This is a genomic window from Amycolatopsis sp. cmx-8-4, from assembly GCF_046548675.1.
In the GTDB taxonomy this organism is placed as follows: Bacteria; Actinomycetota; Actinomycetes; order Mycobacteriales; family Pseudonocardiaceae; genus Amycolatopsis.
In genome coordinates this window covers 100280-122293 of record NZ_JAEBDZ010000022.1, presented here as the reverse complement: position 1 = coordinate 122293, position 22014 = coordinate 100280, and the positions used below count along the sequence as shown (strand labels likewise).

Genomic DNA, 22014 nt, shown 5'->3' with positions numbered 1-22014 from the left:
GTCACCTCAGCTCTCCCGGATCGTCGAACGCGGGTCGAGCAGCCCGAGCACGACGTCGACCAGCAGGTTCACCAGCAGCACGCCGATGCCGTAGACGAGCACGATCCCCTGCACCAGCGGGTAGTCCTTCTGCAGGATCGACTGCACGATCGTCGAGCCGAGCCCGGGCCAGGCGAACACGTTCTCCACCAGCACCGTGCCCGCCACCAGGCCGGTCAGCATCAGCCCGCCCAAGGTCAGCGTCGCGGTCAGCGCGTTCGGCAGGGCGTGCCGGACGTACACCAGCCGCGCGGGCAGCCGTTTCGCCCGCGCGGTGCGGACGAAGTCGGCGCCCAGCAGCGAAAGCAGCTCCACCCGGACGATCCGGGCGAGCACCGCGGCCGGCCCGATCGTGAGGGCCGCCACCGGCAGCACGTACGCGCCCGGGCCGTCCCCGCCCGCGACCGGGAACCAGCCGAAACCGACCGCGAACACCGCCACCAGCCCGACCGCCAGCAGGAAGTCCGGGATGGCGGCGAGCAGCACGCTCCCCGAGGTGAACGCCAGCTCACCGCCACGGCGACGACCGCCGCGCGTCAGCACCGCGAAGCACACCCCGACCGGCACCGCGACCACGACGACCACCACGAACGCCAGCACGGCCAGCTGCAACGTCGCCGGCAGCCGGTCGCCGATCACCTGGGTCACCGGCTGCCCGCTCGCCATCGACGTCCCGAAGTCGCCGGTGACCAGCCCGCGCAGGTAGTGCCCGTACTGCGTCCACAGTGGATCGTCCAGGCCGAGCTCGGCGCGGCGGGCCCGGACCAGGGCGGCGGGCGCGGTCATCCCGAGCGCGGCCCGCACCGGGTCGCCGGGGACCAGGTGGATCATCAGGAACGCCGCGGTCACCAGCGCCCACAGCGACACGGCGAACCGGGCCAGCCGGCGCCCGGCGAACGCCGGCCACGGGCTGCCCCGCAGGCCGGCGGGCGCCGTCGCCGTGGTCATTTCGCGTACATCCGGATCGAGGACGGCAGCACGGCGCCCTGGCTGAGCGTGAACTTCGTGCCGCTGCCGTAGATCGGGATGACGGAGTCGACGTAGGGCACCACGTCCACCCGCTTGATCAGCGCCGTCTCCGCGGCGATCCAGGTCGGGCAGCTGGCGTCGCCGCTCGTCGCGGCGGCCTGCTTCACACCCTGGTCGTAGGTGGGGTTGGCGATGTGCGCGAAGTTCGTCCCGTCCGGCGCGGCCGGGCCGGACACGAACGGCACCAGCTGGCTGGGCAGCGCGAGCCCGAGCGGGCCGAGCGAGACCTCCCACTCGCCGGTGCCGAACAGCACCTGGGACAGGCCGGGGCTGTCGACGCCCTTGAGCGTGACCTCGGCGCCGAGCGCCTTCCAGGTCTGCTGGAACAGTTCCGCCGTCGGCGCCATCGTCGGGCCGAGCTGGGTGCCGTAGATGACGTTCAGCGTCAGGCGCTTGCCGTTCTTCACCCGGACGCCGTCCCCGCCGGCCTTCCAGCCCGCGGCGTCCAGCGCGGACGCGGCCGCGGCGGCGTCGTGGGCCGGCAGGTTGCCGGTGATGGTGTCACCCGCGCACGCCTTGGGGTCGGCCGTGACCATGCCCTGCGACGGCTTGCCCGTGCCGCTGGTGAGCACCTTGCCCAGCTGCGCCAGGTCGAGCGACTGCGTCAGCGCGCGCCGCACGGCTTCGTCCTCGCCGGGCCGGCCCGCGGCCTGGTTGTAGTAGATCTCGCCGAGCGGCGCGTTGTAGTCGGCGTGGAACAGCTTGCGCGCGTCGAGGCGCTGGCGGTCCGGGCCGGTGATCGCCGCCGCGTTGAGCTCGCCCGAGAGCAGCAGGTTCGCCGCCGTCGAGGTGTTGGAGATGACCCGCAGGACGAGCTTGTCGGGCAGGCCCGGCTCGGCCTTCCAGTCCCCCGGGCCCCAGGCGTAGTCCTTGCGGCGGGTGAACGTGTAGTGGTCGTTCGGCACGGCTTCGGAGACGGCGAACAGGCCGGTGCCGCTCTCGCCCTTCGCGAGCAGCTTCCGGTCGGCCAGGCCCTTGCCGCAGACGATCGGCAGCGCGCCGATGTTGCGGAGCAGGAACGCGTCCGGCGCGCCGGAGGTGACGGTGATCGTGCGGGTGGCCTCGTCGGCGGTGGCCTTCGTGCCGGGCGCGATCGTCAGGCCGGCGAACGGCGACTTGTTCACCGGGTCGCCGACGAACACGATGTTCGCCGCGACGTCGGCGGCGGTCAGCGGGGCGCCGTCCGCGCAGGTGAGCCCGGGACGCAGGGTGAAGGTCGCGGCGATCGTCGAGGTGGCGGCCCACTTCTCGGCCAGCTCCGGCAGGGGCTTGCCGTCCGCGCTCAGCTCGAGCAGCGAGTCGTAGAGGAACTTGTCGACCTGGCCGGTCACCGACAGCACCGACATGTGCGGGTCGAGGTTGCCCGGGTCGGAGCCGATGGCGAAGGTGAACGTTCCGCCGTCGACGGGGGTCTGGCCCGAGCCGGTGTCTCCCGGTCCCGCGCAGGCGGTCGCCACGAGGGCGAGCCCGCCGAGCAGGACCACCGCGGTCCGTGTGGGGGTCATGGGGTTTCCTTCCGCAGGTGGTCCACGGCGAGGCGGGCGGCCGCGCCGATCGCGGCGTCGACGGCGGGCTGCCGTTCGTCGAGCGAGTCCGCGCGGGTGAAGACCGCGACGGCGAACCGGCGTCCGTCCGGAAAGGACAGCACGCCGGCTTCGTTGCGGACCGCCGGCAGGGTGCCGGTCTTGGCCGCGATCGTGACGTCCGAACCGAAGCCTGAGGAGATCCGGTGCGGCCAGATCTGGCGGGCCATCATCGAGCGGACGCGTGCGCAGGCCGCGGGTTCGGCGGCGCGATCGGTCCAGACGGCGTCGAGCAGGGTGGTGACCTCCCGGGGCGTCGACGACGTCGTGCGGTCCGGGTCGAGCACCGAGAGCTTCCACGTCTGCTCCGGGGTGGCCCCGGCGAACGCGGCGTCGAGATCACCGTCGGCACCCAGGTCGGCCATGACCGACGCGAACAGGTCCTCGCAGCAGCCGATCAACCGCGTCCGATTGAGGTCCAGGTCGGCGAGCACGCGGTCGACGGCGTCCTGACCGATCCGGTGGTAGATCACGTCGGTGGCGGCGTTGTCGCTCATGGTCAGCATGAACAGCGCGAGGTCGCGCCAGCTCATCTCGACGTCGTCTGCACAGCCGGCGGTGCCGATCCCGCCGATGCGGTAGCGCTGCCCGACGCGGGTGCGCTCGGTCTCGTCGAGACGGCCCGCCGCCACTTCCCGGGCGTAGGCGACGGCGACCGGGATCTTGAACACCGACGCCAGCACGACCGGGTCGTCCGCGCCGAGCGCCACCTCGCCCGGGCCGCCGCCGATCTCCCGCGCGTGGACGAAGCCCCGCGCGCCCGCCGCGGTGAAGGCCGCGGCGATCTCGTCTTCGACACCGGTCATGCGCGCACCCGCCGGTCGGCGCGGCCGGTGTGCAGGTACAGCGCGTGGCCGGTGCCGTCGTCGCCGACGAAGGCGTGCGGGATGTACATGCCCTGCATCGGCTCGGCGAGGATCAGCGTGTCGCCGTTCATCGCGACCAGTTCGCTCTTCACCGGGCCGCTCAGCTCGGCGAAGATCCCCTTCGGGACGCGCTCCACCCAGACGCGGCCGCTGTCGTCCTGGCTGACCACGATGTCCGCGACCGTCGAGGAGTACTCGCCGACGTACCGGGAGGCGTCGACGCGCGGCGCGGCCGGGTCCGGCACCGGCGGCGGGGTCAGCTCGATGCCGGTCAGCTCCCGCAGGACGTGGCCGATGATCTCGGTGTAGAGCGGGATCGGGTCGCCGCCGTTGGTCAGCAGTGCGACGGCGACGCCGTGGTCCGGGGCGACCCGCAGGAACGACGCCTGGCCGATCGTGTTGCCGTCGTGCCCGACCAGGGCACCGCCAGGTGAGTCGAACAGCGACCAGCCGAGCCCCCACGCGTCGCCCATCAGGCCGAGGTCGGGCAGCTCCACCAGGCGTTCCCGCATCGCGCGGGCGCTCGCCGCGCTCAGCACGCGGGTGCCGTCCGGGGCCTCGCCGTCACGCAGGTGCATGCCGGCGAACGTCGCGAGGTCGCGCGCCCGCATCGCGAGCATCGACCCGGCCGGCGCGTTCGACGGCGCCAGCGCCCAGATCCCGGCGGGCTCCGGCTCGGCGCCCGGCTCCGGCGTCAGGTGGCCGAGCGCGGCGCGGAAGCGGATCGCCTCGTACGGGCTCTGCGCCGCGTGCGTCAGTCCCAGGGGGACGAACAGGTGATCACCCAGGCACTGGTTGTAGTCCTTGTCCCGCAGCACTTCCACGACGCGGCCGAGCACGCAGAGCGCGGCGTTGTTGTAGGAGAACATCTCGCCGGGCGGGAAGAGCTGGGGCACGTCGTGGAGCGTGGCGACGTACTTCTCGACGCAGTCCTCGCCGCGGCCGGTGTCGGTGAAGATGTCGCCTTCGAAGCCGGAGGTGTGGCACATCAGCTGCCGGATGGTGATCCGCGCGGCCGCGTCGTCGTCGGCGAGCGCGAACCCGGGCAGGTACCGGCGGACGGGCTGGTCGAGGTCCAGCTTCCCCTCGTCGACGAGCTGCATCGCCAGCGTCACCGTCCAGACCTTGGTGACCGAGCCGATCTGGAACACCGAGTCGGCGTCCGCCTCGACGCCGGTGGCCTTGTTGAGCACCCCGGCCGCCCGGTCGAGGATCTCGCCGCCGGCGTACACGGCGACCGACGCGGCCGGCACGTGGTTTTCGGCCAGCAGTGCGGGAAGCCGGCTTTCGAGCCAGGCCCCGAGCTCGGTGAGTTTCGCCATGATTGCCTCTCGTCCGATGGTGAACCGGCGTTGCCGGGGATGCTATGACCTGCGCTTACCCCGCCGGTTCGTCGAATCCGACGAGACCGGGGGAAACTTTCATCGCGGCGGACGAACCGGTCAGGCCAGCCAGCTCTTCGCCGTGGTCACCTCGGCGAGCCGGCCCGCGATCGGCGTCACGCCGAGGCCGGGGCCGGACGGCACCGGCAGGTGCCCGTCCGCCAGCACGAACGGTTCGGTGATGTCCTCGGTGTAGAACCGGTCCGACGCCGAGGTGTCGCCCGGGAGCGTGAAGCCGGGCAGCGACGCGAGGGCGACGTTGGCCGCCCGGCCCAGCCCGGTCTCGATCATCCCGCCGCACCAGACCGGGATCCCGTGCGCGGCGCAGACGTCGTGCACCCGCCGCGCCTCCAGGTAACCGCCGACCCGGCTGGGCTTGATGTTGACGATCCGGCACGCGCCCAGCGTGATCGCGTCGGCGGCCGAACGCGCGGAGACGATGGACTCGTCCAGGCAGATCGGCGTCCGGATGTGCTTGGCCAGCTCCGCGTGCCCGAGCACGTCCTCCTCTTCGAGGGGCTGCTCGATCAGCAGCAGCTCGAACGGGTCGAGCCGGGCGAGCTGCGGGATATCCGACAGGGTGTACGCGGTGTTCGCGTCGACCTGAAGCAGGATGTCGTCGCCGAAGCGTTCCCGGACCGCGCGCACCGGCTCGACGTCCCAGCCCGGCTCGATCTTGAGCTTGATCCGGACGTACCCGTCGTCGAGGTAGCCACCGACGACGTCGAGCAGGTGCGGGACGGTCTCCATGATGCCGACGGACACTCCACACGGGACAGAGTCCTTTGTGGACCCCAGCGCGGCCGCGAACGACACGCCGTGCGCCCGCAGCTCGGCGTCGAGCACGGCCATCTCCAGCGCGGCCTTGGCCATCCGGTGGCCCTTGAACTTCGCCAGCAGCGGCGCGACCTTGTTCGCCGTCAGGTCGCCGGCCGCGGTGAGCGCCGGGACGAGGAAGGTCCGCAGCACGTGCTCGACGCCGTCGACGTACTCCGAGGAGTAGAGCGGGTCGACCATCGCACCGCACTCGCCCCAGCCCTCGCCGTCGGAGGTGACCGCGCGCAGGACCAGCAGTTCGCGCTCGGCCTGCGTGCCGAACGACGTCCGGAACGGCGCCACCAGGGGCATCCGGACACGCAGGAGCTCCACACCACTGAGTTTCACGGCTTCTCCTTGGCCAGAACGTAAAAACCGGCACGATCGAACCCGACGACCGCGGCGCCGCCGGCCATCAGGCCGCCCAGCACCTCCCGCAGCGCCACCCGCCACGACCGGCCCCGGCCGGGGTCGGTGCGGCGCAGCGCCTCGATGTCCGGCGGCACGGCGACGAGCACCAGCGGCCCGTCGGCGCTCCCGGTCACGGGCCCGCCGTCCGGGCCCACCGCCAGCGCCGTCGACGCGCCTCGCGCTCGCAGCGCCGCGGCGTCGAACCTCGCCGGCTCGCCGAGCGCGGCGGCGCGCACGGCGGGACTCGCCAGCTCCCAGGCGACCATGATCCGGTCGGTGTCACCCGAGCCGTTGATGCTGTCGTGCATCGGGCCGTAGAAGTCGGGCAGGTACTGCGCCGGGCGGGCGCCGAGCTTGGTCACGTTGAAGTGGGCGTTGCGCCGCACGAGCGGGTCGAACGTCCAGGAGATCACCGGGACGTCCTGGTGCAGCGCCCACGCGCGCTGGTGCAGCTTGAGCGCGAAGCCGAGCCCGCGGCCGAGCCCGGCCGGGAGGACCCCGGCGATGTGGCTGTGCAGCCCGCCTTTCGCGGGCCGGCCGAAGAACCCGAAGCAGGCGCCGAGCAGCCGGGGGCCGTCGAAGGCGCCGGCGACGTAGTTGCCCGCCGCGACCATCGCCTTGAGCAGCTCGGCGTTCACCGGCTGGCTGCCCGGTTCGGGCTGCCAGATCGTCTCGAAGAGCAGGGCCACCGCGTTCAGATCGGGGATCTCGGCGAGCTCACGGACCTCGGCCCCCGAAGCCGCGGCGGCGGCGGTGGCCGTGAGGGCCGCCTCGTCCCGCACGGACGGGACCGTGTTCGTCACAACGTCAGTCACGGGACCATCCTTTCCGGACCCGGCCGGCGCGTCACCGTTGTCCCGCACCGGATTCGCCCCCGGTGTTGGTCGTGGCGGACGAAGTCCCGTTCGCCAGCACGGTTTTGGTCAGCGAGACGAGCAGCGCGGTGCGCGGGAGCAGCTGGTCGACGACGACGTGTTCGTCGTCGGCGTGCGCGCCGCCGCCCACCGCGCCGAGGCCGTCGAGGGTGGGAATCCCCAGCCCGGCCGTGAAGTTGCCGTCGGACGCGCCGCCGACCGACGCGGACGTGAGCGTGCCACCGGCGAGGGAGTTCGCCAGGTCGAACAGATCCGCCGACGCGACGGCGTCGAGCGGCGCGCGGTTGATGCCGCCGGCGATCCGGAGCTTGGAACCGGGCAGCACCGGTTTCAAGCTCCGGACAGCTCGGTCGACGCGGTCCTGCTCGGCGGTGTCCCACACGCGTGCGTCGACCGCGACGCTGGCGGCGGCGGGCACGGTGTTGGTCGTCGTCCCGGCGGACAGCGCGGTCGGGACGACGGTCGTGCCCCGCTCGGCGTCGGCGAGCGCGGCCACCGCGAGGATCTGGTGGGCGATCTCGATCCCGGCGTTGACGCCCTTCTCCGGCTCGAGCCCGGCGTGCGCGGCGCGGCCCTCGACCTCGATCCAGTACCGGGAAACGCCCTTGCGGCGGGTCTTCAGCGCACCGCCGTCGGCGGCGGCTTCGAGGACGAACACCGCGTCACAGCCGCGGGCCTCCTCCTCGATCAGCGAGCGGGACAGCGGTGAGCCGATCTCCTCGTCGCCGGTGACGAGGATCGCCAGGCCGCTGCGGTCGGCCAGCGCCGCGGCGGCGTGCAGGGCCATCACCACGCCGGCCTTCATGTCGAAGCAGCCGGGGCCGCGCAGGACGCCGCCGGTGATCGAGAACGGGTGCGTGCGCAGGGAACCCAGCGGCCACACGGTGTCGTGGTGCCCGAGCAGCAGGACGCGGGGCGGGCCGTCGCCGAACCGCCAGCGCAGGTGCGTGCAGCCGTCGGTGACGATCCGGTCCGGCTCGGCGCCCAGCAGGCGCCGGCCGATCTTCGCGACGGCTTCGGCGCTGCGCGCGAGGGCGTCGTGGTCCTCGGACGGCGACTCGCACCGGACGAGCGTCTCGATGTCGGCGAGGAGGTCGTTCACCGCGGCTCACCCCGCAACGGCTTCCCCGGGAACGCGCCGGTGCGCAGTTCGCCGTCGCCGACCACGGCGACGCCGCCGACGAACAGGTGCCGGACGCCGTGCGACGGCCGGGTGGGATCGGCGTACGTGGCGGCGTCGGTGATCGTCGCCGGGTCGAGGACGACCACGTCGGCGTCGGCGCCCACCCCGAGGTGGCCCTTGCCGCGCGCCGCCGGAGCGACGTCGTCGAGCAGCCGCGACGGCAGGTAGGCGCAGCGGCGGAACGCTTCGAGCCACGTCCAGGCCCCGGTCTCGCGCACCATCAGGCGCAAGGTCTTGGCGAAGGTGCCCGCGGTCCGCGGGTGTGTGGTGCCGCCCGGCGGGAGCGGCCACTCGGTGCTCTCGGTGCGGCCGTCCGTCCAGTACACCGGCATCGCGTCGCTCGCGACGATCGAGTCGGGGAACGCGAGCGCCCGGCGCAGCGTCGCCCGGTCGCGGGGGTTGTCCTCGTCGAGGAACTCCAGCAGGCACGGCGCGCCGGGGTCGGCTTCGCGCAGCTGACGTAGGCGGGCCTCGTCCGCGACGCGCTCGCCGGTCTCGAGGATCACCACGCTCGACGGCGAAAGTCCCTTGAGCCGCAAGCGGTCCGGCTCGATGAACGCGGCACCGACGGCGGTGCTGCCGGCGCCGTACGGGTAGGCCTCGACGGTGACGCGGGAGCCCGCGCGACGGGACTTCTCCAGGGTGGCCAGGACGCGGTCGAGGTGGTGGCCGGAGGTGCTGTTGACGTGGCAGTGGTGCATCGCGGCGCCGGTCTCGGCCGCGGCGATGACGATCTCCTCGGAGCCGTCGACCGGGATCGCCGGGTCGACCTCGACCAGCTCGCGGACGTGGGTGTAGGTCGGCACCCCGGCCTTCGCGGCGAGGTGCGCGACGGCCAGGAACTCGCCGGGCTCGGTCGCGGGCGCGTACCCCATCAGGACGCCGATGCCGAGCGCGCCGGCGGCCAGCTCACCCTCCACAAGGGACAGCCAGGCCGCGAGTTCGTCCGCCGACGACGACCGTTGCCACGCCGGGTTGCCCAGCACGGCCAGGCCACTGTCGATCCGCGCGTCCGGCTCGATCCCGGCCAGCACCCGCGCCCGCGCGGCGGCCCAGCAGGCGGAGAAGCCGTAGTTCAGCGGCCGCCCGGCCGCGGCGGCCTCGGCGTAGGCCCGTTCGAGGGGCATCAGGCCGGCTTCGAGGTCGAGCGCGGTGGTCACGCCGTCCAGCGCCTGCAGCCGCTGCCCGGCGACGGAGTGCACGTGGCTGTGCAGGTCGACGAACCCGGGCCCGACGACGAGCCCGCTGACGTCCACCACGGCGGGCGCGTCGAGCCCGGTCCCGACGGCGGCGACCTTGCCGTCGTCCAGGAGCACGTCGGCGACGCCGTCGAACCCGGTCCCGGGGTCGACGACCCGCCCGCCCCGCAAGAGTGTCCGCACCGCTGCGCCTCCTCGTCGTCACGTACTCCGGTCGTGGCGACGATAGGAGGGATTCCGGCGGAGCCGTTGGTGCGCGGCGACGAACCGGGACGGTCCGGTCCATCCGCGCGGACGAACCCGCAGCTCCCGGTCGTGAGTGTTCAGGGCGGTTCTAACCGCCCTAAACACTCACGACCGGTGCGGGAGGGTCACCGGGGCCAAGAGCAGGCCGGTCACCGCGTCGATCAGGCCGGTGCCGGCGTCGTACCAGGTCGCGCGGGGCGTCGCGGTGTCCTCGGCCAAGGCGCGCTCGCGCTCGGCCGTCATGTGGATCATCAGCTGACGCGCCATGTCGCCGCGCTCGGCCCGGACGTCCGGCGGCAGGACCGAGAGGGTCCGGTTGAGCCCCGCGACCACCTTCGCGAGGCCCGGGGAGGTCATCGACTCCTCGGCGATGATCGCGCGCAGGGCCGGGTCGGTCAGCACCTGGGCGGTGAAGCGCGCGAACCACGTCGGGGAGCCCAGCTCCTGCAGGTACGTCGTGGTCGGCCGGATCAGGCAGGCCACCCAGTCGCGCAGCTCGCCCGGTCCGTCGATGGCTCCGGCGAGCTCGGCGCGCAGCTTCTCGACGCGTTCGGAGTGCTTGCGCACGATCGCGCGGACGAGGTCGGTCTTGGTGCCGAAGTGGTAGTTGACGGCGGCGTTGTTGCCCTGGCCCGCGGCCTCGCTGATGTGCCGGTTGGACACCACCTGCACCCCGTGCTCGGCGAACAGCCGCTCCGCCGTGGCGAGGATGGACTCCCGCGTGGCGCTCGCGCGCTCCGCCCGGACGGCCTTCACGTTCATCGGTGCCACCTCGTCTCCCCCGTGCTCGGCTGCCTTCACCTTACGGAGCCCCCGCCCCGGCCCGCCGGACGTCCCTGGCCAGCACCTCGACGATCGCCGTGCGGGCTCCCCGGCTTTCCGGCGACGTCAGGCGAACCCGCCCAGCCACGCCCGCGCGGTGGCGAGGTAGCCCCGGACGATGCCGGTGTCCGGGGCCCAGGACTCGAACCCGTGCGGCGCGCCCGGTTCGACGTGCACGGTCGTGCCGACGCCCGCCGCGCGCAGCCGGCGGGCGTACTCGACGTCTTCGTCGTGGAACAGATCGATGTCGCCGACGCCGATCCAGGCCGGCGGCAGGCCGGTCAGGTTCTCGCGGCGAGCGGGCGCGGCGTAGTGCGGGAGGACCGCCGCCCCGGGGTCCTGGCCGAGGTAAGCGCGCCAGCCGAAGCGGTTGAGGCGGTTGTCCCAGCCGCGGAGACGCCGCGCGTCGAGGTCGCGGCGGGCGGCGGTGCGGTCGTCGAGCATCGGGCAGAACAGCCACTGCGCGAGCGGCCGCTCCCCTTCGTCGCACAGGCGCTGGACCAGCGCGGCCGCGAGCCCGCCGCCGGCGCTCTGCCCGCCGACGACCACCCGGGCCGGGTCGGCGGCGTGGTCCCGCGCCGACTTCCAGGCGGCGTGGCAGTCGTCGAGCGCCGCGGGGTACGGGTGCTCCGGGGCGAGGCGGTACTCGGCCGACACCACGGTGATCCCGAGCTCCCGCGCCGTCTCCCCGCCGAACGCGTCGCCCTGCACGGTGTTGCCGATGACCAGGCCGCCGCCGTGGATCCACAGGAGCGTCAGGTCGGACCGCGGCTCGCGCGGCCGGTAGATCCGCAGCCCCGCGGTGACCTCGATGGCGACGTCCGGGACCGCGACGGGCCGCATCCGGGCCAGGGTCCGGCGCACCAGCCACAGCCCGAAGGGCCGGTCCAGCGGCAACCGGGGCAGCCACCGCGCCTTGCCCCGCAGCTCGGGCGCGATCTCCGAGAGCTTCACTGGGCCGACCAGCCGCCGTCCGACGGCAGCACGACGCCGTTGACGTTCGCGCCATCGTCGCTGAGCAGGAACGTGATCGACGCGGCCAGCTGCTCCGCCGTGGCGATCGGCGGCATCAGGCCGAAGAACGCGCCGAGCCGGCCCTGCCCGAACTCCGACGGCGTGCCGTTCCGCGCGATGCCGGTCGCCACCCCGCCGGGCGCGACGGCGTTGACGCGGATGCCGTGCGGCCCGTACATCACCGCGCAGTTCCGGGTGATCCCGACGACCGCGTGTTTCGAAGCGGTGTAAGCGATCCCGGCCGCCGAACCGCGCAACGCGGCTTCGGAGGCGATGTTCACGATGGAGCCGGAGCCGGCCGTCAGCATCGCCGGGATCACGGCGCGGATGAGCCGGAACGTGCCGTCGACGTTGACCGCGAAGACGCGCCGCCACAGTTCGTCGCTGACCTCGTGGGCCGGCGAGAAGTCGTCGGCGATCCCGGCGACGTTGGCCAGGCCGTCGATCCGCGTCCCGGCGGCGGCCAGGATCCGCTCGACCCCGGCGGCGTCGGTGATGTCCGCCGACACCGGGACCAGTGCGGGCGTCTCGGCGGCGAACTCGTCGAGCCGCTCGGCCGAGACGTCGACCGCGACCACCCGGCCGCCCTCGCGCGCGATGCGGGACGCCGTCGCACGGCCGATGCCGGACGCGGCACCGGTCACGACGACCGTGCGGCCGTCGAACCGGCCGGGGACGGTGCTCAGCGGAGCGCCGGTCGCGGCCGGCACGACACCGTCGTTGACGCGCGCCACCAGGTCGTCGACGACGTCCTGGCCGAGTTTTCCCTGGCTGAGCGCGACGAGCTGCCCCAGCGGCACCTGGCTGATCGGCGCGAGCACGCTTTCGTCGAAGCCCGCGGCGGCGAGCAGGGCCCGGATCAGCGGGCCGCCTTCGGGGTGGGCCACCCACTCGCCGATCGGCGTGTCCGCGGTGATCATGGCGCCAGCGTACCCCATATTAAATCACCTGCTTGACCGAAGTTCCCGAACTGGGTTTGCTGGAGGTGAGCCGATCACCGAACCCGGAAGGGCACCCATGTCCCCCACCTCGCCCCTGCCCGCCGAACTGGGCTTCGACCCGGACGCCCTGCGCGCGAAGTACCGCGCCGAGCGCGACCGGCGCCTGCGGCCGGACGGCAGCGCGCAGTACCAGCGGCCCACCGGCCGGTTCGGGTACTACGCCGAAGACCCGTACGTCGAGGGCGACCTCGTGCGCGCACCGCTGCGCGACCGCGTCGAGGCCGTGGTGGTCGGCGGCGGGTTCGGCGGCCTGCTCGCCGCCGCGCGGCTGCGCCAGGCCGGCGTCGGGACCATCCGCGTGATCGAGAAGGGCGGCGACTTCGGCGGCACGTGGTACTGGAACCGCTACCCCGGCATCCACTGCGACATCGAGTCCTATGTGTACCTCCCGCTGCTGGAGGAGGTCGGTCACGTCCCCGGCTGGAAGTACTCGCCGGGCGCGGAGATCCTGGAGCACGCCCGCGCGATCGGGCGGACGTTCGACCTCTACGGCGACGCCTGTTTCCGCACCGCGGTCCGTGAACTGCGCTGGGACGACGGCGAGTGGCTCGTCCGCACCGACCGCGAAGACGAGATCCGCGCGCGGTACGTCGTCGTCTCGAACGGGACGCTCGACCACCCGAAGCTGCCCGGCATCCCGGGCATCGAGACGTTCGCCGGGCACACGTTCCACACCAGCCGGTGGGACTACGGCTACACCGGCGGGACCGCCGACGGCGGCCTGACCGGGCTGGCCGACAAGCGCGTCGCCCTGATCGGCACCGGCGCGACCGCCGTGCAGGTCGTCCCGCACCTCGGGCGCGACGCGCGGGAACTGGTCGTCTTCCAGCGGACACCGTCCACTGTGGACGTCCGCGGGAACGGGCCCACCGATCCCGCGTGGGCCGGCTCCCTGACCCCGGGCTGGCAGCGGCGGCGCCGGGACAACTTCCTCACCGTCGTCACCGGCGGCCGCGCCGAGCAGGACCTGGTGGGCGACGGCTGGACCAGCAGCGCCCGCCTGCTGAAGGACCTGGTCGCGACCGACGCCTACGCGGACGTCCCGGCCGAGGCGCACGAAATCGCCGACTTCCGGAAGATGAACGAGCTGCGCGACCGGGTCGACGCGCTCGTCACCGACCCGGCCACCGCCGCGGCGCTCAAGCCCTGGTACCGCTACATGTGCAAGCGCCCGACGTTCAGCGACCACTACCTGCAGACGTTCAACCGGCCGAACGTCACCCTGGTGGACACCGCCGACAGCGGCGGCGTGGAGGCCGTCACCGAACGGGCCGTCGTCGCCGGCGGCCGGGAGTACGAGGCCGACTGCATCATCTTCGCGACCGGGTTCTCCGTCGGCGCCTCGGACGTCATGGCCGGGCGCCTGCCGATCGTCGGCCGCGACGGCGTCTCGCTGCTGGAACGCTGGCGCAGCGGCCCCCGGACGCTGCACGGCGTCGCGAGCCACGGGTTCCCGAACCTGTTCCAGCTCGGCTCGCTGCAGAACGCCGCCTCGGTGAACTTCGTGCACGTCCTCGACGAGCAAGCGAGCCACATCGGCGCGGTCGTCGCCGAAGCCCGCGAGCGCGGAGCGTCCCTTGTGGAGCCCACGGCGGCGGCCGAGCAGGCGTGGGTCGAGACGATCCGCCGGAAGGCGCCGGACCGCTACCAGTTCCAGCTCGAGTGCACTCCGGGCTACTACAACAACGAAGGCAAGCCGCGGGAACACAGCCAGTCGTTCGGCGACGGGCCGGTCGCCTTCCACGCGCTCCTCGCCGCGTGGCGGGAGAACGGCGGAATGGACGAGGTCATGTGAACGCTCCGGCACGGCGCCCTCGGCCTCGCCGGGAACACCTCGAAGCCTGACTGGCGAGAATCCGGCGGAGAATGGCAGAACAGCCACTGGCCGGTGCGGCCGCGGGTTCCTAGCGTGGTCCACCATGATCGCGGTACTGGCGCCGATCCTGGTCGGCCTCGTCTACGTCCTGCTCAACTCGCTGATCCGCGAGCCGCACCGGCAGCGCTTCAACGCGCTGATGGTCGCCGGCGCCGGGGCGGCCTACCTCTCCGGCGGTGCGCTCGGGCCGTGGGAGCTGGTGTTCTGCGCGGTGCTGACCTACGTCGCGTTCCGCGGGCTCGACTCGTGGACGTTCATCGGGATCGGCTGGCTCCTGCACACCGGCTGGGACGTCGTCCACCACCTGAAGGGCCAGCCGATCCTCCCGTTCGCCCACGACTCGTCGTTCGGCTGCGCGTTCTGCGACCCGGTGATCGCGATCTGGTGCTTCACCGGCGGCCGGTCCGTCGTGGCGTCGCTGCGCACCGCCCGGGCGTAGGCTGAAGGCCGTGTCCGACTCCCTCGACGTGCTCATCGAGCAGCTGGGCGAGCAAGGCGACCTCGCCGGCCTCCGCCGCATCGCCGACACCGGCGACCCGACGGCGCTCGACGTGCTCATCGAGGTGGCCACCGAGCAGGAGAACCTCGCCGAGCTGCGGCGCCTCGCCGACGGCGGCAGCACGACGGCCGCGGAAGTGCTCGCCGAGCTCACCACGGACTGACGCGGTTGCCGCCCCGGCCGGCCGGGTATCCCGGGTCCATGAGCGCCAGCCAAGACAGCACCGCCGTCGAACGCGCGGCGCACGCCTACTGCCCCCGCTGCAACCCGGACCCCCAGCCGGGTGACCGGGTCACCGCGTTGTGCGGAGCGACGCATCCGTACTGGGGACGTCGTGAGCGCCCGATGACGCGGTGCCCGGCCTGCGAAGCGCTGGCCGGCGCGGCGGTCCTGCACTGCGGCCACTCCGGCTGAGGCCTAGCCGCGTCACGGCGTGCGCCGAACGCGCCGCGCACGTCCGCGGACACCCCGTGACCAGTCACCCTGCGTCGCTCGGCCGCACAAGTGCGCCCGGCCACGCGCGGTGAGATCCGGACCACCGGAATCGGGTGTTCCGGAACCACCCGGCGAACCGACCACCTAGGCTGACCGGTGTGAAGAGGGTGGGGATGGCCGTCGCGGCCGGGTTCATTGCTGCGCTGGGGCTGATCGTCAGCCTCGGTCTGCTCGGCACTCCCAACGGCGCCGGCGACAACGGTGACGGTTACCGGCTGTTCTGCACCGCCGGGCTCAGCCCGGCCACCCCCGACCACAAAGCGAGCTGGCTCGGCGGCGTCGTGCTGGACTTCGGCCGCGGCACGCCGTGCCCCGACCCGCAGCCTTCGAGCGCCGCGGTGCTGTTCAAGGCGGTCGCGGACGGCGACGGGCCGTTCAGCCTCACCTCGCTCGGCTGGCTGTACGCGCTGCTGGTCTTCCTGGTCACCGGGCTCGCGGCCTGGGCGTTGCTCGCCCGCGGCTGGCGCCGTCTGGCGCTGCTGCTCCCGCCCGTGCTTCCCCTGCTCAACCCCGATTTCGCGCGGCTGTTCCTCTCGACGTTCGGCGAGCCCGCCGGGCTGTTCGGCGCGTACACGCTGCTCTGCGGGCTCGCGGTGATCGCCGGCACCAAGGTCGAGGACGGCTTCGAGCGGCTGACCGCACTGCTGCTGGTCGCGGCCGGCGGCGTCGTCGCGGGGCTGGCGAAGATCGGGTTCCTGCCGCTGTTCGTGCTGGCGGTGCTGGTCTGCGCGGTGACCGGCGCCCGGGCGGGGGCCGGACGCTGGTGGTCGGGCCGGCTCGTCGGGCCGCTGATCGCCGTCCTGCTCGTGCTGGAGATCATCGCGCCGATCCGGGCGAACCTCGCCTGGCAGGAGCGCAACTACGCCGACGTCAACGCGGTGAACGTCGTCTACACCCTCGGCCTGGTCGAGCTGCCGGGGTCGGCGGCCGAGCTGGGCCTGCCCGAAGCCGCGAACCAGAGCGCGGGCAAGGCGTACTACCCCGACGGGCCGGAGCAGCTGGCCGGCGCGGACGTGCTGCTGGAGGAGCCCAGCGCGGTCAAGGGCAAGGTCTGGAGCCTGCTGCTGGCCCACCCGGCGGCGCTGGCCCGCGCGATCGGCATCGGCCTGCAGGCCACGCACGGCCGCGACCTGCCGTACCTCCCGAACCACCCCTGGGGCGCGGCGACCAAGGCCCCGGACAACTCGGCCCCGGTCAGCGGCGACATGGGCGGCAACCCGCAGACGTTCCGCGAGTGGCTCGACAACATGAGCCTGCCGTGGTGGCCGTCCCTGCTGGTGCTGCTCGGCCTGGCCGGCGCCGTGATCGCCCTGCTGCGCCGCCGGGTGTGGACGAACCGCGCGGGCTTGATGGCGGGCGTCTCGGTGACGGCGGCACTGGGCATCGCGGTGATGGCGGTGGTCGGCGACGGGTACTTCGAGATCGCGAAGCACGTCTGGCTGGCGGCGTACCTGCTGGACGCGGCGGCCCTGTCGCTGTGCGTCATGGCGGCCCCGGTGGTCTACCGGTTCGTCCGCGAGCAGCTGACGCGACGTCGTCGCCCCGCGGCCCCGGTGGCCGAACCGGAGCCGCAGAGCGAGCCGACGCCCCAAGCCGGCTGAATCAGCTCGCCAGGGAGGACAGCGGCACCGCGAACACCGACCGGCCGCACGTCTGGCCCTGCGCGGTGCAGTCCGCCGTCGACCACTCCGACTGGGACCAGACCAGGCCCGTCGACCAGTCGTACGTCAGCGCCTCCGGGTGCACCGCCCAGCACGCCGTCGTCGAGGTCGAGCCGCAGGTGGCCGACGTGCTCTGCGTCGTCGTCTGGGTCCAGAGCTGGCCGTTGATCGTGGCCGAGCTGTGGGCGACGTACCACTTGCCACCGTGGGACAGGACACCCTGCATGTTGCCCACGGAGCTGCGGAACGCCTCCGTCGCGGTCCCGGTCAGCAGGTAGTCCGTCCCCATCGGGAAGCGGTAGAGCCGGCCGTGCAGGCTCTGGTCGGAGAAGTACTCCGTCGTCACCACCGTGGCCGGCGAGGTGCTGCGGTCCAGGGAGATCGACGAGAAGCACGGCACCCCGGCGTCGGAGGACATGCTGCACGTGCCGCCCGCGTAGGTGTAGTAGCCGACCTGCATCATCGCGTACTTGTACGTGTAGGCCGCATATCCGCCCGACGTCTTGCCGATCGCGTTCGACGTCGTGTCGGTCAGCTGCAGGATGTGCTGGGTGCTGAAAACCCGGATCGCGGTCGAGGTGTTCCCGACGGCGGTGACGTAGATCTTGTCGCCGTACCAAGCCATCCCGCCCATGTGGGCCTTCGCCGCCGAGAAGGTGCTGCCGGTGCTGTTCGGCACGGCCAGGTACATCATCCGGTGGGCGGCGGAGGCGGGGTTGTCGTAGTCGACCGCCTGGATCCGCGCGTCGTCGTAGCGGCCGAGCGCGTCGGTGCTGTGCCAGCCGGACAGGATGATCTTGTCCGCGCCCCACAGGCCGTCGTCGTCGGCGTCGCCGGACGTCGTGATGCCCTGCGGCACCCAGGTCGTGCTGCCCGCGCGGTCGGCGTCCCAGCACAGCGACTTCGTGGCGGCCGGCGCCTTGGGCAGCGCGGCTTTCTCCGCGCTGGTGCAGCCGGTCATCGCGTAGCTGGTGTCGTTGACGACGGTGTTGAGGCTGACGTTCGGCAGCGCGTTGTCCAGCGCGGTCAACGCGGCGGCCGGGGTCGCGTGCCAGACCAGGTTCTGCTTGGTCGTGGTCGTCAGCGGGTCGCTGTAGGCGGCACCGGCCGTGCCGGGGATCACCAGCGCGCCGGCCACCACGGCCAGCACGAGAACGAGCACTCGGGGAATTCGCATGGCGCCATTGCCGCACGCGCCGGTCAAAGTTTCGTACAACGGCGTTTGTACTGCTCCGAATCACGCCAGGCAGATCGCCGAGGCCCGCCCGCTCCGGCCACCCCGCGATCCGCAACGGCCAACACACCGACGGCAGGACCCCCACAGCCTGTGTTGGCCACTCCGGACACCATGTTGGCCGCTCCGGACACCATGTTGGCCACTCCAGGCACCGTGTTGGCCACTCCAGGCACCGTGTTGGCCGCTCCAGGCGCCGAGTTGGCCAGTCAGCGCGGCCGGAGGTGACCTTGCCCCCGGCCGCGCCGACCGGCCCTGCCGAGCCCGGGGGCAGCTCCGGCGAAACGCGGCATTCCTCCCGCATCGTGGTACTGCTGGCCGCGCGCCCGGCCGGGTCCCGATAGTGGTCCCGTGCTCACGCCCCGTGCTCCCCTGGCAGCGTTCGCCCTCCCCCGAGCCGAGCGCGCCGGGGCCCGGGTGGTCTACCGCGACGCGCTCGTGGCGCCGCTGCCCGGCTACCGGCCGCTGCTGCTGGACCTGGTCGTGCCGGCCGGCGCCCCGCCCGCGGTGGTGGTGTTCCTGGACGGCGGCGCGCTCGCGGCCGGCTCGCACAAGCACGGGCGGATCGGCGACCACGTCACCGAAGCGTTGGTGGGCAACGGTTTCGCGGTCGCGCGGGCACAGTACCGGCTGGGCCGGGAGGCGGCCTTCCCCGCGCAGCTGCACGACGTGAAGGCCGCCGTCCGGTGGCTCCGCCGGCACGGCACCGAACTGGGCGTCGACGTCGGCCGGGTCGCGGCCTGGGGTCACTCGGCGGGCGGGTACCTCGCCGCGATGCTCGCCGTCACGGCGGACCACCCGATCCTGGACGGCGACCTCGGTGTCACCGGCGAGCCGAGCGGGCTCGCCGCGGCCGTCGCCTGGAGCCCGCCGACGGACTTCACCCGCATCCCGCCCCCGCCCGAGGGAACGTCGTTGCACCGCACCGGTCACGACCCGCACGACTGGCTGCCGGACGCGACGGCGAGCCCGCTGCTGCACGTCTCGGCCACCGCCGCCCCGCTGCAGCTGGTGCACGGCACCGACGACTCCGGCATCCCGATCGCCCACAGCGAAGCGCTCGTCGCGGCGTACTGGCGCGCCGGAGCCGACGCCGACCTCATCCGGCTGGACGGTGCCGGCCACTTCTACAGCCGGCAGAAACTGCAGCAGGCCACCGAATCCGGCCTGGCCTTCCTGCGCGAGCGCCTCGGCTGAGCGCCCGCGCCGACACACCGCCGGGCGCGTCAGTCCTTCGCCGTCACGCCGAGGCCGCGGCGCAGAGCCGCCACCTCGTCCGCCAGCATGCGGCGTGACACTGCCGCGTCCTGGATGATCGCCGAGCCGTGGAACGTGCCCGGGTAGTGGTGCAGCTCCGTCGTGACGCCGGCCTGCAGGAGACGTTGCGCGTACTGGATTCCCTCGTCGCGCAGCGGGTCGAACTGGCAGGTCGTCACGAACGCCGGCGGCAGCCCGGTCAGGTCCGTGGCGCGGGCGGGCGCGGCGTAGGGCGAGACGTCACCCGGTTCGGGGCCCAGGTAGCTCGCCCAGCTGTAGACGGCGTTCGGGCGGTTCCACATCGGAGTGTCGACGTACGCCCGCATCGACGGCGTTTCCAGGCGGTCGTCCAGCTCCGGGATGCCGAGGTACTGGAAGCGCAGCGCCGGGCCGCCGCGATCGCGGGCCAGCAGGGCCGTCGCGGCGGCGAGGCCGCCACCCGCGCTCTCGCCGCCGACGCCGATCCGGTCCGGGTCGATGCCCAGCTCGGCCGCCTTCGCCGCCGTCCAGGTCAGCGCCGCGTAGCAGTCCTCGACCGGCGCGGGGAACGGGTGCTCGGGCGCGAGCCGGTAGTCCACCGACACGATCACGATGCCCAGCTCGTCGACCAGGTGCAGCAGCGAGGCGTGGAACATGTCCAGGTCGCCGAGGATGAACCCGCCGCCGTGGATGTAGACCAGCCCGGGCACGGTGCCTTCGCGGTCCGCCGGGCTGTACACGCGGACCGGGACGTCGGGGGCGCCGGACGGCCCCGGCACCGTCGTGTCGCGGACGTCGACCGGGTGCACCGGCTCGTAGGCCGGCATGACCTCCTGCAGCTGCGCCATCGAAGCGCGCGCGGCCAGGAGGGCGTCGTAGTCGGGCAGGGTCACCGCGGGGAGCATGTCCAGCCAGGGCAGCAGCTCGGGATCGATCGCGTAGGTCATGCTCCGATCTTCGGCTCGCGCCGCCGCCGTCGCCACCGCCACGCGGCGGGGGTTGGCGGCCCGGGCCTCGCCATCCGGCGGCGGACGCGCCTATCGTGGCCTCATGAAGGGCCTGCTGCTGAGGCTGTCCGGACTCGACGCCGATGCCGAGAACGCGGTGCGGGTGATCGGGTTCTTCGACCGCCTGATCACCGATCGGGCGAGTCTCGACGTCCTCGTGCGCAGCACGGCCCGGCTGGCCGACTGCCCGGCCGGGGTGCACGCCCCCGCCCAGGGCCTGGCTCTGCGGGCGGAGCCGGACGCCGACGTCGCGGCCGCGGGCCGGGTGCCGGCCGGGGCCGCCGTGCGCCGGCTCGAGGGCGGCGTCGTGGTCTGGGTGGCCCGCGCGGGCGCGCCCACCCCGCTCGACGACATCCTGCTGGAGCGCTTCGCGATCGCCACCGCCGTCCTGCTGGAGCACACCAGCGTGCCGCTGCCCGCGCTCGGCGACCCCGCGCTGGTCGAGCTGGTGCTGTCCGAGGGGATCGGGACGGCCGAGCGGTCGCGGGCGCTGCACCTGCTCGGCCTCGGCACGACGGCCCGGCTGCGGGTGCTGGCGGCCACCGGCGCCGACCTCGACGGCCGCGCCGCCACGTTCGGCGACGTGCGGGCCGTGCTCACCGCCGACGGACCCGAAGCGGCGCCGCCAGGCGCCCGGATCGGCGTCGGGCCCGTGGTGCCCGTGCTCGACCTGGCGCGGTCCTGGCAGGCCGCGCGCACGGCGCTGCGGTTCACCGCCGGCGCCGAGCCCGTGGTGTGGTGGGACCGCCTCGGCAGCCTCGCCGCGCTGGCCGGGGTGCTCGGTCCCGCGGATCTCGCCGCGCTCCCGGACGTCCAGGCCCTCGACCGCCTCGCCGGGGAACCGCACGGCGACGACCTCCTCGCGGCGTTGACGGCGCTCTGCGCGACGGGCTCGGCCCGCAAGGCGGCGGCCGTCCTGCACCGCCACCACAGCACGATGCCCGCACGCCTCGCCCGCGCCGGGGCCGTCCTCGGCTTCGACGTCGACTCCCCCGCGGGCCGCTTCCGGCTGCACCTGGCCCTGATGCTGCGGCGGTTGCGCGACGCCGGACCGTCCGAAGTGGACGCTGCGCCGAACGGGTGACGCCGGGTCCCGGCCTCAACCGGGCCGGGGTTCCCGGAGTGGACGGCACGCACATCCGGGATCCCCAGGAGGACAATGTGCCGAAACTGCCCACCCTCGCCGCGGCGAGCCTGCTGGCCGCCGTCGGAACCATCGCCATCGCGCCCGCCGCGTCGGCTCACGACGCGCTCGCGCAGGTCGTCGACTGCAGCTACCAAGGCGCGATCCGCTGCGGTTACGGCGGCATCACCAACGGCCACACGCGGGTGTACTCCTGCGACACCTTCGGTGACGGCTACGGCTTCCGCACGGAGTGGCGCACCCGCAGCGGCGGCGGAGGCGGCATCGACGACGCGAACGGCAGCAGTTCGGGCTGCAGCTCGAAGACCCCGGGCACCGCGGCGAACCCGATCACCATCTTCCGCGCCTGCCAGAAGACACCCAACTGGGAGTGCACGAACTGGATGAACGCCTGAG

21 protein-coding genes are annotated in these 22014 nt (G+C 73.3%); 8 read left to right on the top strand and 13 right to left on the bottom strand.

The window, feature by feature from the left end; genetic code table 11:
• Positions 1-6: 6 nt before the first annotated feature.
• The 11 genes from ACLJQZ_RS35685 to ACLJQZ_RS35635 all read right to left on the bottom strand — a co-directional run bounded on the left by ACLJQZ_RS35685 (position 7) and on the right by ACLJQZ_RS35635 (position 12385).
• Positions 7-987, bottom strand: coding sequence for an ABC transporter permease (locus tag ACLJQZ_RS35685; protein ID WP_410624523.1), 981 nt, complete (start codon positions 985-987; stop codon positions 7-9).
• Positions 984-2573 carry an ABC transporter substrate-binding protein gene (locus tag ACLJQZ_RS35680; RefSeq protein ID WP_410624522.1) on the bottom strand — a complete coding sequence of 530 codons (1590 nt, stop codon included), beginning with the start codon at positions 2571-2573 and terminating at the stop codon, positions 984-986. The genes ACLJQZ_RS35685 and ACLJQZ_RS35680 overlap by 4 nt, the downstream gene beginning before the upstream one ends.
• Positions 2570-3457 (bottom strand): serine hydrolase, encoded by an 888-nt coding sequence (locus ACLJQZ_RS35675; RefSeq protein WP_410624520.1) that lies wholly within the window; start codon positions 3455-3457, stop codon positions 2570-2572. The genes ACLJQZ_RS35680 and ACLJQZ_RS35675 overlap by 4 nt, the downstream gene beginning before the upstream one ends.
• Entirely contained in the window at positions 3454-4839 is a 1386-nt protein-coding gene (locus tag ACLJQZ_RS35670) for a serine hydrolase domain-containing protein (RefSeq protein WP_410624518.1), read from the bottom strand. Before ACLJQZ_RS35670 ends, ACLJQZ_RS35675 begins: the two co-directional genes overlap by 4 nt.
• A 120-nt stretch (positions 4840-4959) precedes the next feature.
• Positions 4960-6063, bottom strand: a complete 1104-nt coding sequence (menC, locus tag ACLJQZ_RS35665) for an o-succinylbenzoate synthase (protein WP_410624516.1) — start codon at positions 6061-6063, stop codon at positions 4960-4962.
• A complete protein-coding gene (locus ACLJQZ_RS35660) occupies positions 6060-6941 on the bottom strand; it encodes a GNAT family N-acetyltransferase (RefSeq protein WP_410624514.1) in 882 nt (293 codons plus the stop codon). The genes menC and ACLJQZ_RS35660 overlap by 4 nt, the downstream gene beginning before the upstream one ends.
• Before the next feature lie 31 nt (positions 6942-6972).
• Positions 6973-8103, bottom strand: coding sequence for a M20 family metallopeptidase (locus ACLJQZ_RS35655; protein WP_410624512.1), 1131 nt, complete (start codon positions 8101-8103; stop codon positions 6973-6975).
• Entirely contained in the window at positions 8100-9566 is a 1467-nt protein-coding gene (locus ACLJQZ_RS35650; protein ID WP_410624510.1) for an amidohydrolase family protein, read from the bottom strand. The genes ACLJQZ_RS35655 and ACLJQZ_RS35650 overlap by 4 nt, the downstream gene beginning before the upstream one ends.
• A gap of 168 nt (positions 9567-9734) precedes the next feature.
• Complete coding sequence (locus ACLJQZ_RS35645) at positions 9735-10391, bottom strand: TetR/AcrR family transcriptional regulator (RefSeq protein ID WP_410624508.1); 657 nt, start codon at positions 10389-10391, stop codon at positions 9735-9737.
• A 126-nt stretch (positions 10392-10517) separates the two neighbouring features.
• A complete protein-coding gene (locus ACLJQZ_RS35640) occupies positions 10518-11405 on the bottom strand; it encodes an alpha/beta hydrolase (protein WP_410624506.1) in 888 nt (295 codons plus the stop codon).
• Positions 11402-12385: an SDR family NAD(P)-dependent oxidoreductase gene (locus ACLJQZ_RS35635; protein ID WP_410624504.1), complete on the bottom strand. Its 984-nt coding sequence runs from the start codon at positions 12383-12385 to the stop codon at positions 11402-11404. Before ACLJQZ_RS35635 ends, ACLJQZ_RS35640 begins: the two co-directional genes overlap by 4 nt.
• A gap of 97 nt (positions 12386-12482) precedes the next feature.
• Here ACLJQZ_RS35635 and ACLJQZ_RS35630 point away from each other — a divergent pair, with 97 nt between their 5' ends.
• The 5 genes from ACLJQZ_RS35630 to ACLJQZ_RS35610 all read left to right on the top strand — a co-directional run bounded on the left by ACLJQZ_RS35630 (position 12483) and on the right by ACLJQZ_RS35610 (position 16937).
• A complete protein-coding gene (locus tag ACLJQZ_RS35630) occupies positions 12483-14261 on the top strand; it encodes a flavin-containing monooxygenase (protein WP_410624502.1) in 1779 nt (592 codons plus the stop codon).
• A gap of 124 nt (positions 14262-14385) precedes the next feature.
• On the top strand, positions 14386-14781 hold the full coding sequence (locus ACLJQZ_RS35625) for a DUF6010 family protein (protein WP_326949163.1): 396 nt from the start codon (positions 14386-14388) through the stop codon (positions 14779-14781).
• 10 nt (positions 14782-14791) lie between these two features.
• Positions 14792-15004: a hypothetical protein gene (locus tag ACLJQZ_RS35620; RefSeq protein WP_326949162.1), complete on the top strand. Its 213-nt coding sequence runs from the start codon at positions 14792-14794 to the stop codon at positions 15002-15004.
• A 38-nt stretch (positions 15005-15042) separates the two neighbouring features.
• A complete protein-coding gene (locus ACLJQZ_RS35615; RefSeq protein ID WP_247051344.1) occupies positions 15043-15255 on the top strand; it encodes a hypothetical protein in 213 nt (70 codons plus the stop codon).
• 179 nt (positions 15256-15434) lie between these two features.
• A complete protein-coding gene (locus ACLJQZ_RS35610; RefSeq protein WP_410624499.1) occupies positions 15435-16937 on the top strand; it encodes a hypothetical protein in 1503 nt (500 codons plus the stop codon).
• Position 16938: 1 nt separating this feature from the next.
• Here ACLJQZ_RS35610 and ACLJQZ_RS35605 read toward each other — a convergent pair whose 3' ends face one another.
• The gene (locus ACLJQZ_RS35605; RefSeq protein WP_410624497.1) at positions 16939-18174 is read right to left on the bottom strand and encodes a hypothetical protein; all 1236 of its coding nucleotides are present in this window, start codon (positions 18172-18174) and stop codon (positions 16939-16941) included.
• A 408-nt stretch (positions 18175-18582) separates the two neighbouring features.
• Here ACLJQZ_RS35605 and ACLJQZ_RS35600 point away from each other — a divergent pair, with 408 nt between their 5' ends.
• Complete coding sequence (locus ACLJQZ_RS35600; RefSeq protein WP_410624495.1) at positions 18583-19428, top strand: alpha/beta hydrolase fold domain-containing protein; 846 nt, start codon at positions 18583-18585, stop codon at positions 19426-19428.
• A 29-nt stretch (positions 19429-19457) separates the two neighbouring features.
• Here ACLJQZ_RS35600 and ACLJQZ_RS35595 read toward each other — a convergent pair whose 3' ends face one another.
• Complete coding sequence (locus ACLJQZ_RS35595) at positions 19458-20414, bottom strand: alpha/beta hydrolase (RefSeq protein WP_410624493.1); 957 nt, start codon at positions 20412-20414, stop codon at positions 19458-19460.
• A 103-nt stretch (positions 20415-20517) separates the two neighbouring features.
• Between ACLJQZ_RS35595 and ACLJQZ_RS35590 the strand changes: the two genes are divergently transcribed.
• A complete protein-coding gene (locus tag ACLJQZ_RS35590; protein ID WP_410624491.1) occupies positions 20518-21558 on the top strand; it encodes a helix-turn-helix domain-containing protein in 1041 nt (346 codons plus the stop codon).
• A gap of 77 nt (positions 21559-21635) precedes the next feature.
• Positions 21636-22013, top strand: a complete 378-nt coding sequence (locus tag ACLJQZ_RS35585; RefSeq protein ID WP_410624490.1) for a hypothetical protein — start codon at positions 21636-21638, stop codon at positions 22011-22013.
• The last annotated feature ends 1 nt before the right edge of the window (position 22014 follow it).

Coding starts and splice junctions, on each gene's coding strand:
- ACLJQZ_RS35615 (WP_247051344.1), top strand. CDS start 15,043: ATGAGCGCCAGCCAAGACAGCACCGCCGTCGAACGCGCGGCGCACGCC.
- ACLJQZ_RS35605 (WP_410624497.1), bottom strand. CDS start 18,174: ATGCGAATTCCCCGAGTGCTCGTTCTCGTGCTGGCCGTGGTGGCCGGC.
- ACLJQZ_RS35635 (WP_410624504.1), bottom strand. CDS start 12,385: ATGATCACCGCGGACACGCCGATCGGCGAGTGGGTGGCCCACCCCGAA.
- ACLJQZ_RS35630 (WP_410624502.1), top strand. CDS start 12,483: ATGTCCCCCACCTCGCCCCTGCCCGCCGAACTGGGCTTCGACCCGGAC.
- ACLJQZ_RS35680 (WP_410624522.1), bottom strand. CDS start 2,573: ATGACCCCCACACGGACCGCGGTGGTCCTGCTCGGCGGGCTCGCCCTC.
- ACLJQZ_RS35645 (WP_410624508.1), bottom strand. CDS start 10,391: ATGAACGTGAAGGCCGTCCGGGCGGAGCGCGCGAGCGCCACGCGGGAG.
- ACLJQZ_RS35625 (WP_326949163.1), top strand. CDS start 14,386: ATGATCGCGGTACTGGCGCCGATCCTGGTCGGCCTCGTCTACGTCCTG.
- ACLJQZ_RS35675 (WP_410624520.1), bottom strand. CDS start 3,457: ATGACCGGTGTCGAAGACGAGATCGCCGCGGCCTTCACCGCGGCGGGC.
- ACLJQZ_RS35590 (WP_410624491.1), top strand. CDS start 20,518: ATGAAGGGCCTGCTGCTGAGGCTGTCCGGACTCGACGCCGATGCCGAG.
- ACLJQZ_RS35685 (WP_410624523.1), bottom strand. CDS start 987: ATGACCACGGCGACGGCGCCCGCCGGCCTGCGGGGCAGCCCGTGGCCG.
- ACLJQZ_RS35595 (WP_410624493.1), bottom strand. CDS start 20,414: ATGACCTACGCGATCGATCCCGAGCTGCTGCCCTGGCTGGACATGCTC.
- ACLJQZ_RS35670 (WP_410624518.1), bottom strand. CDS start 4,839: ATGGCGAAACTCACCGAGCTCGGGGCCTGGCTCGAAAGCCGGCTTCCC.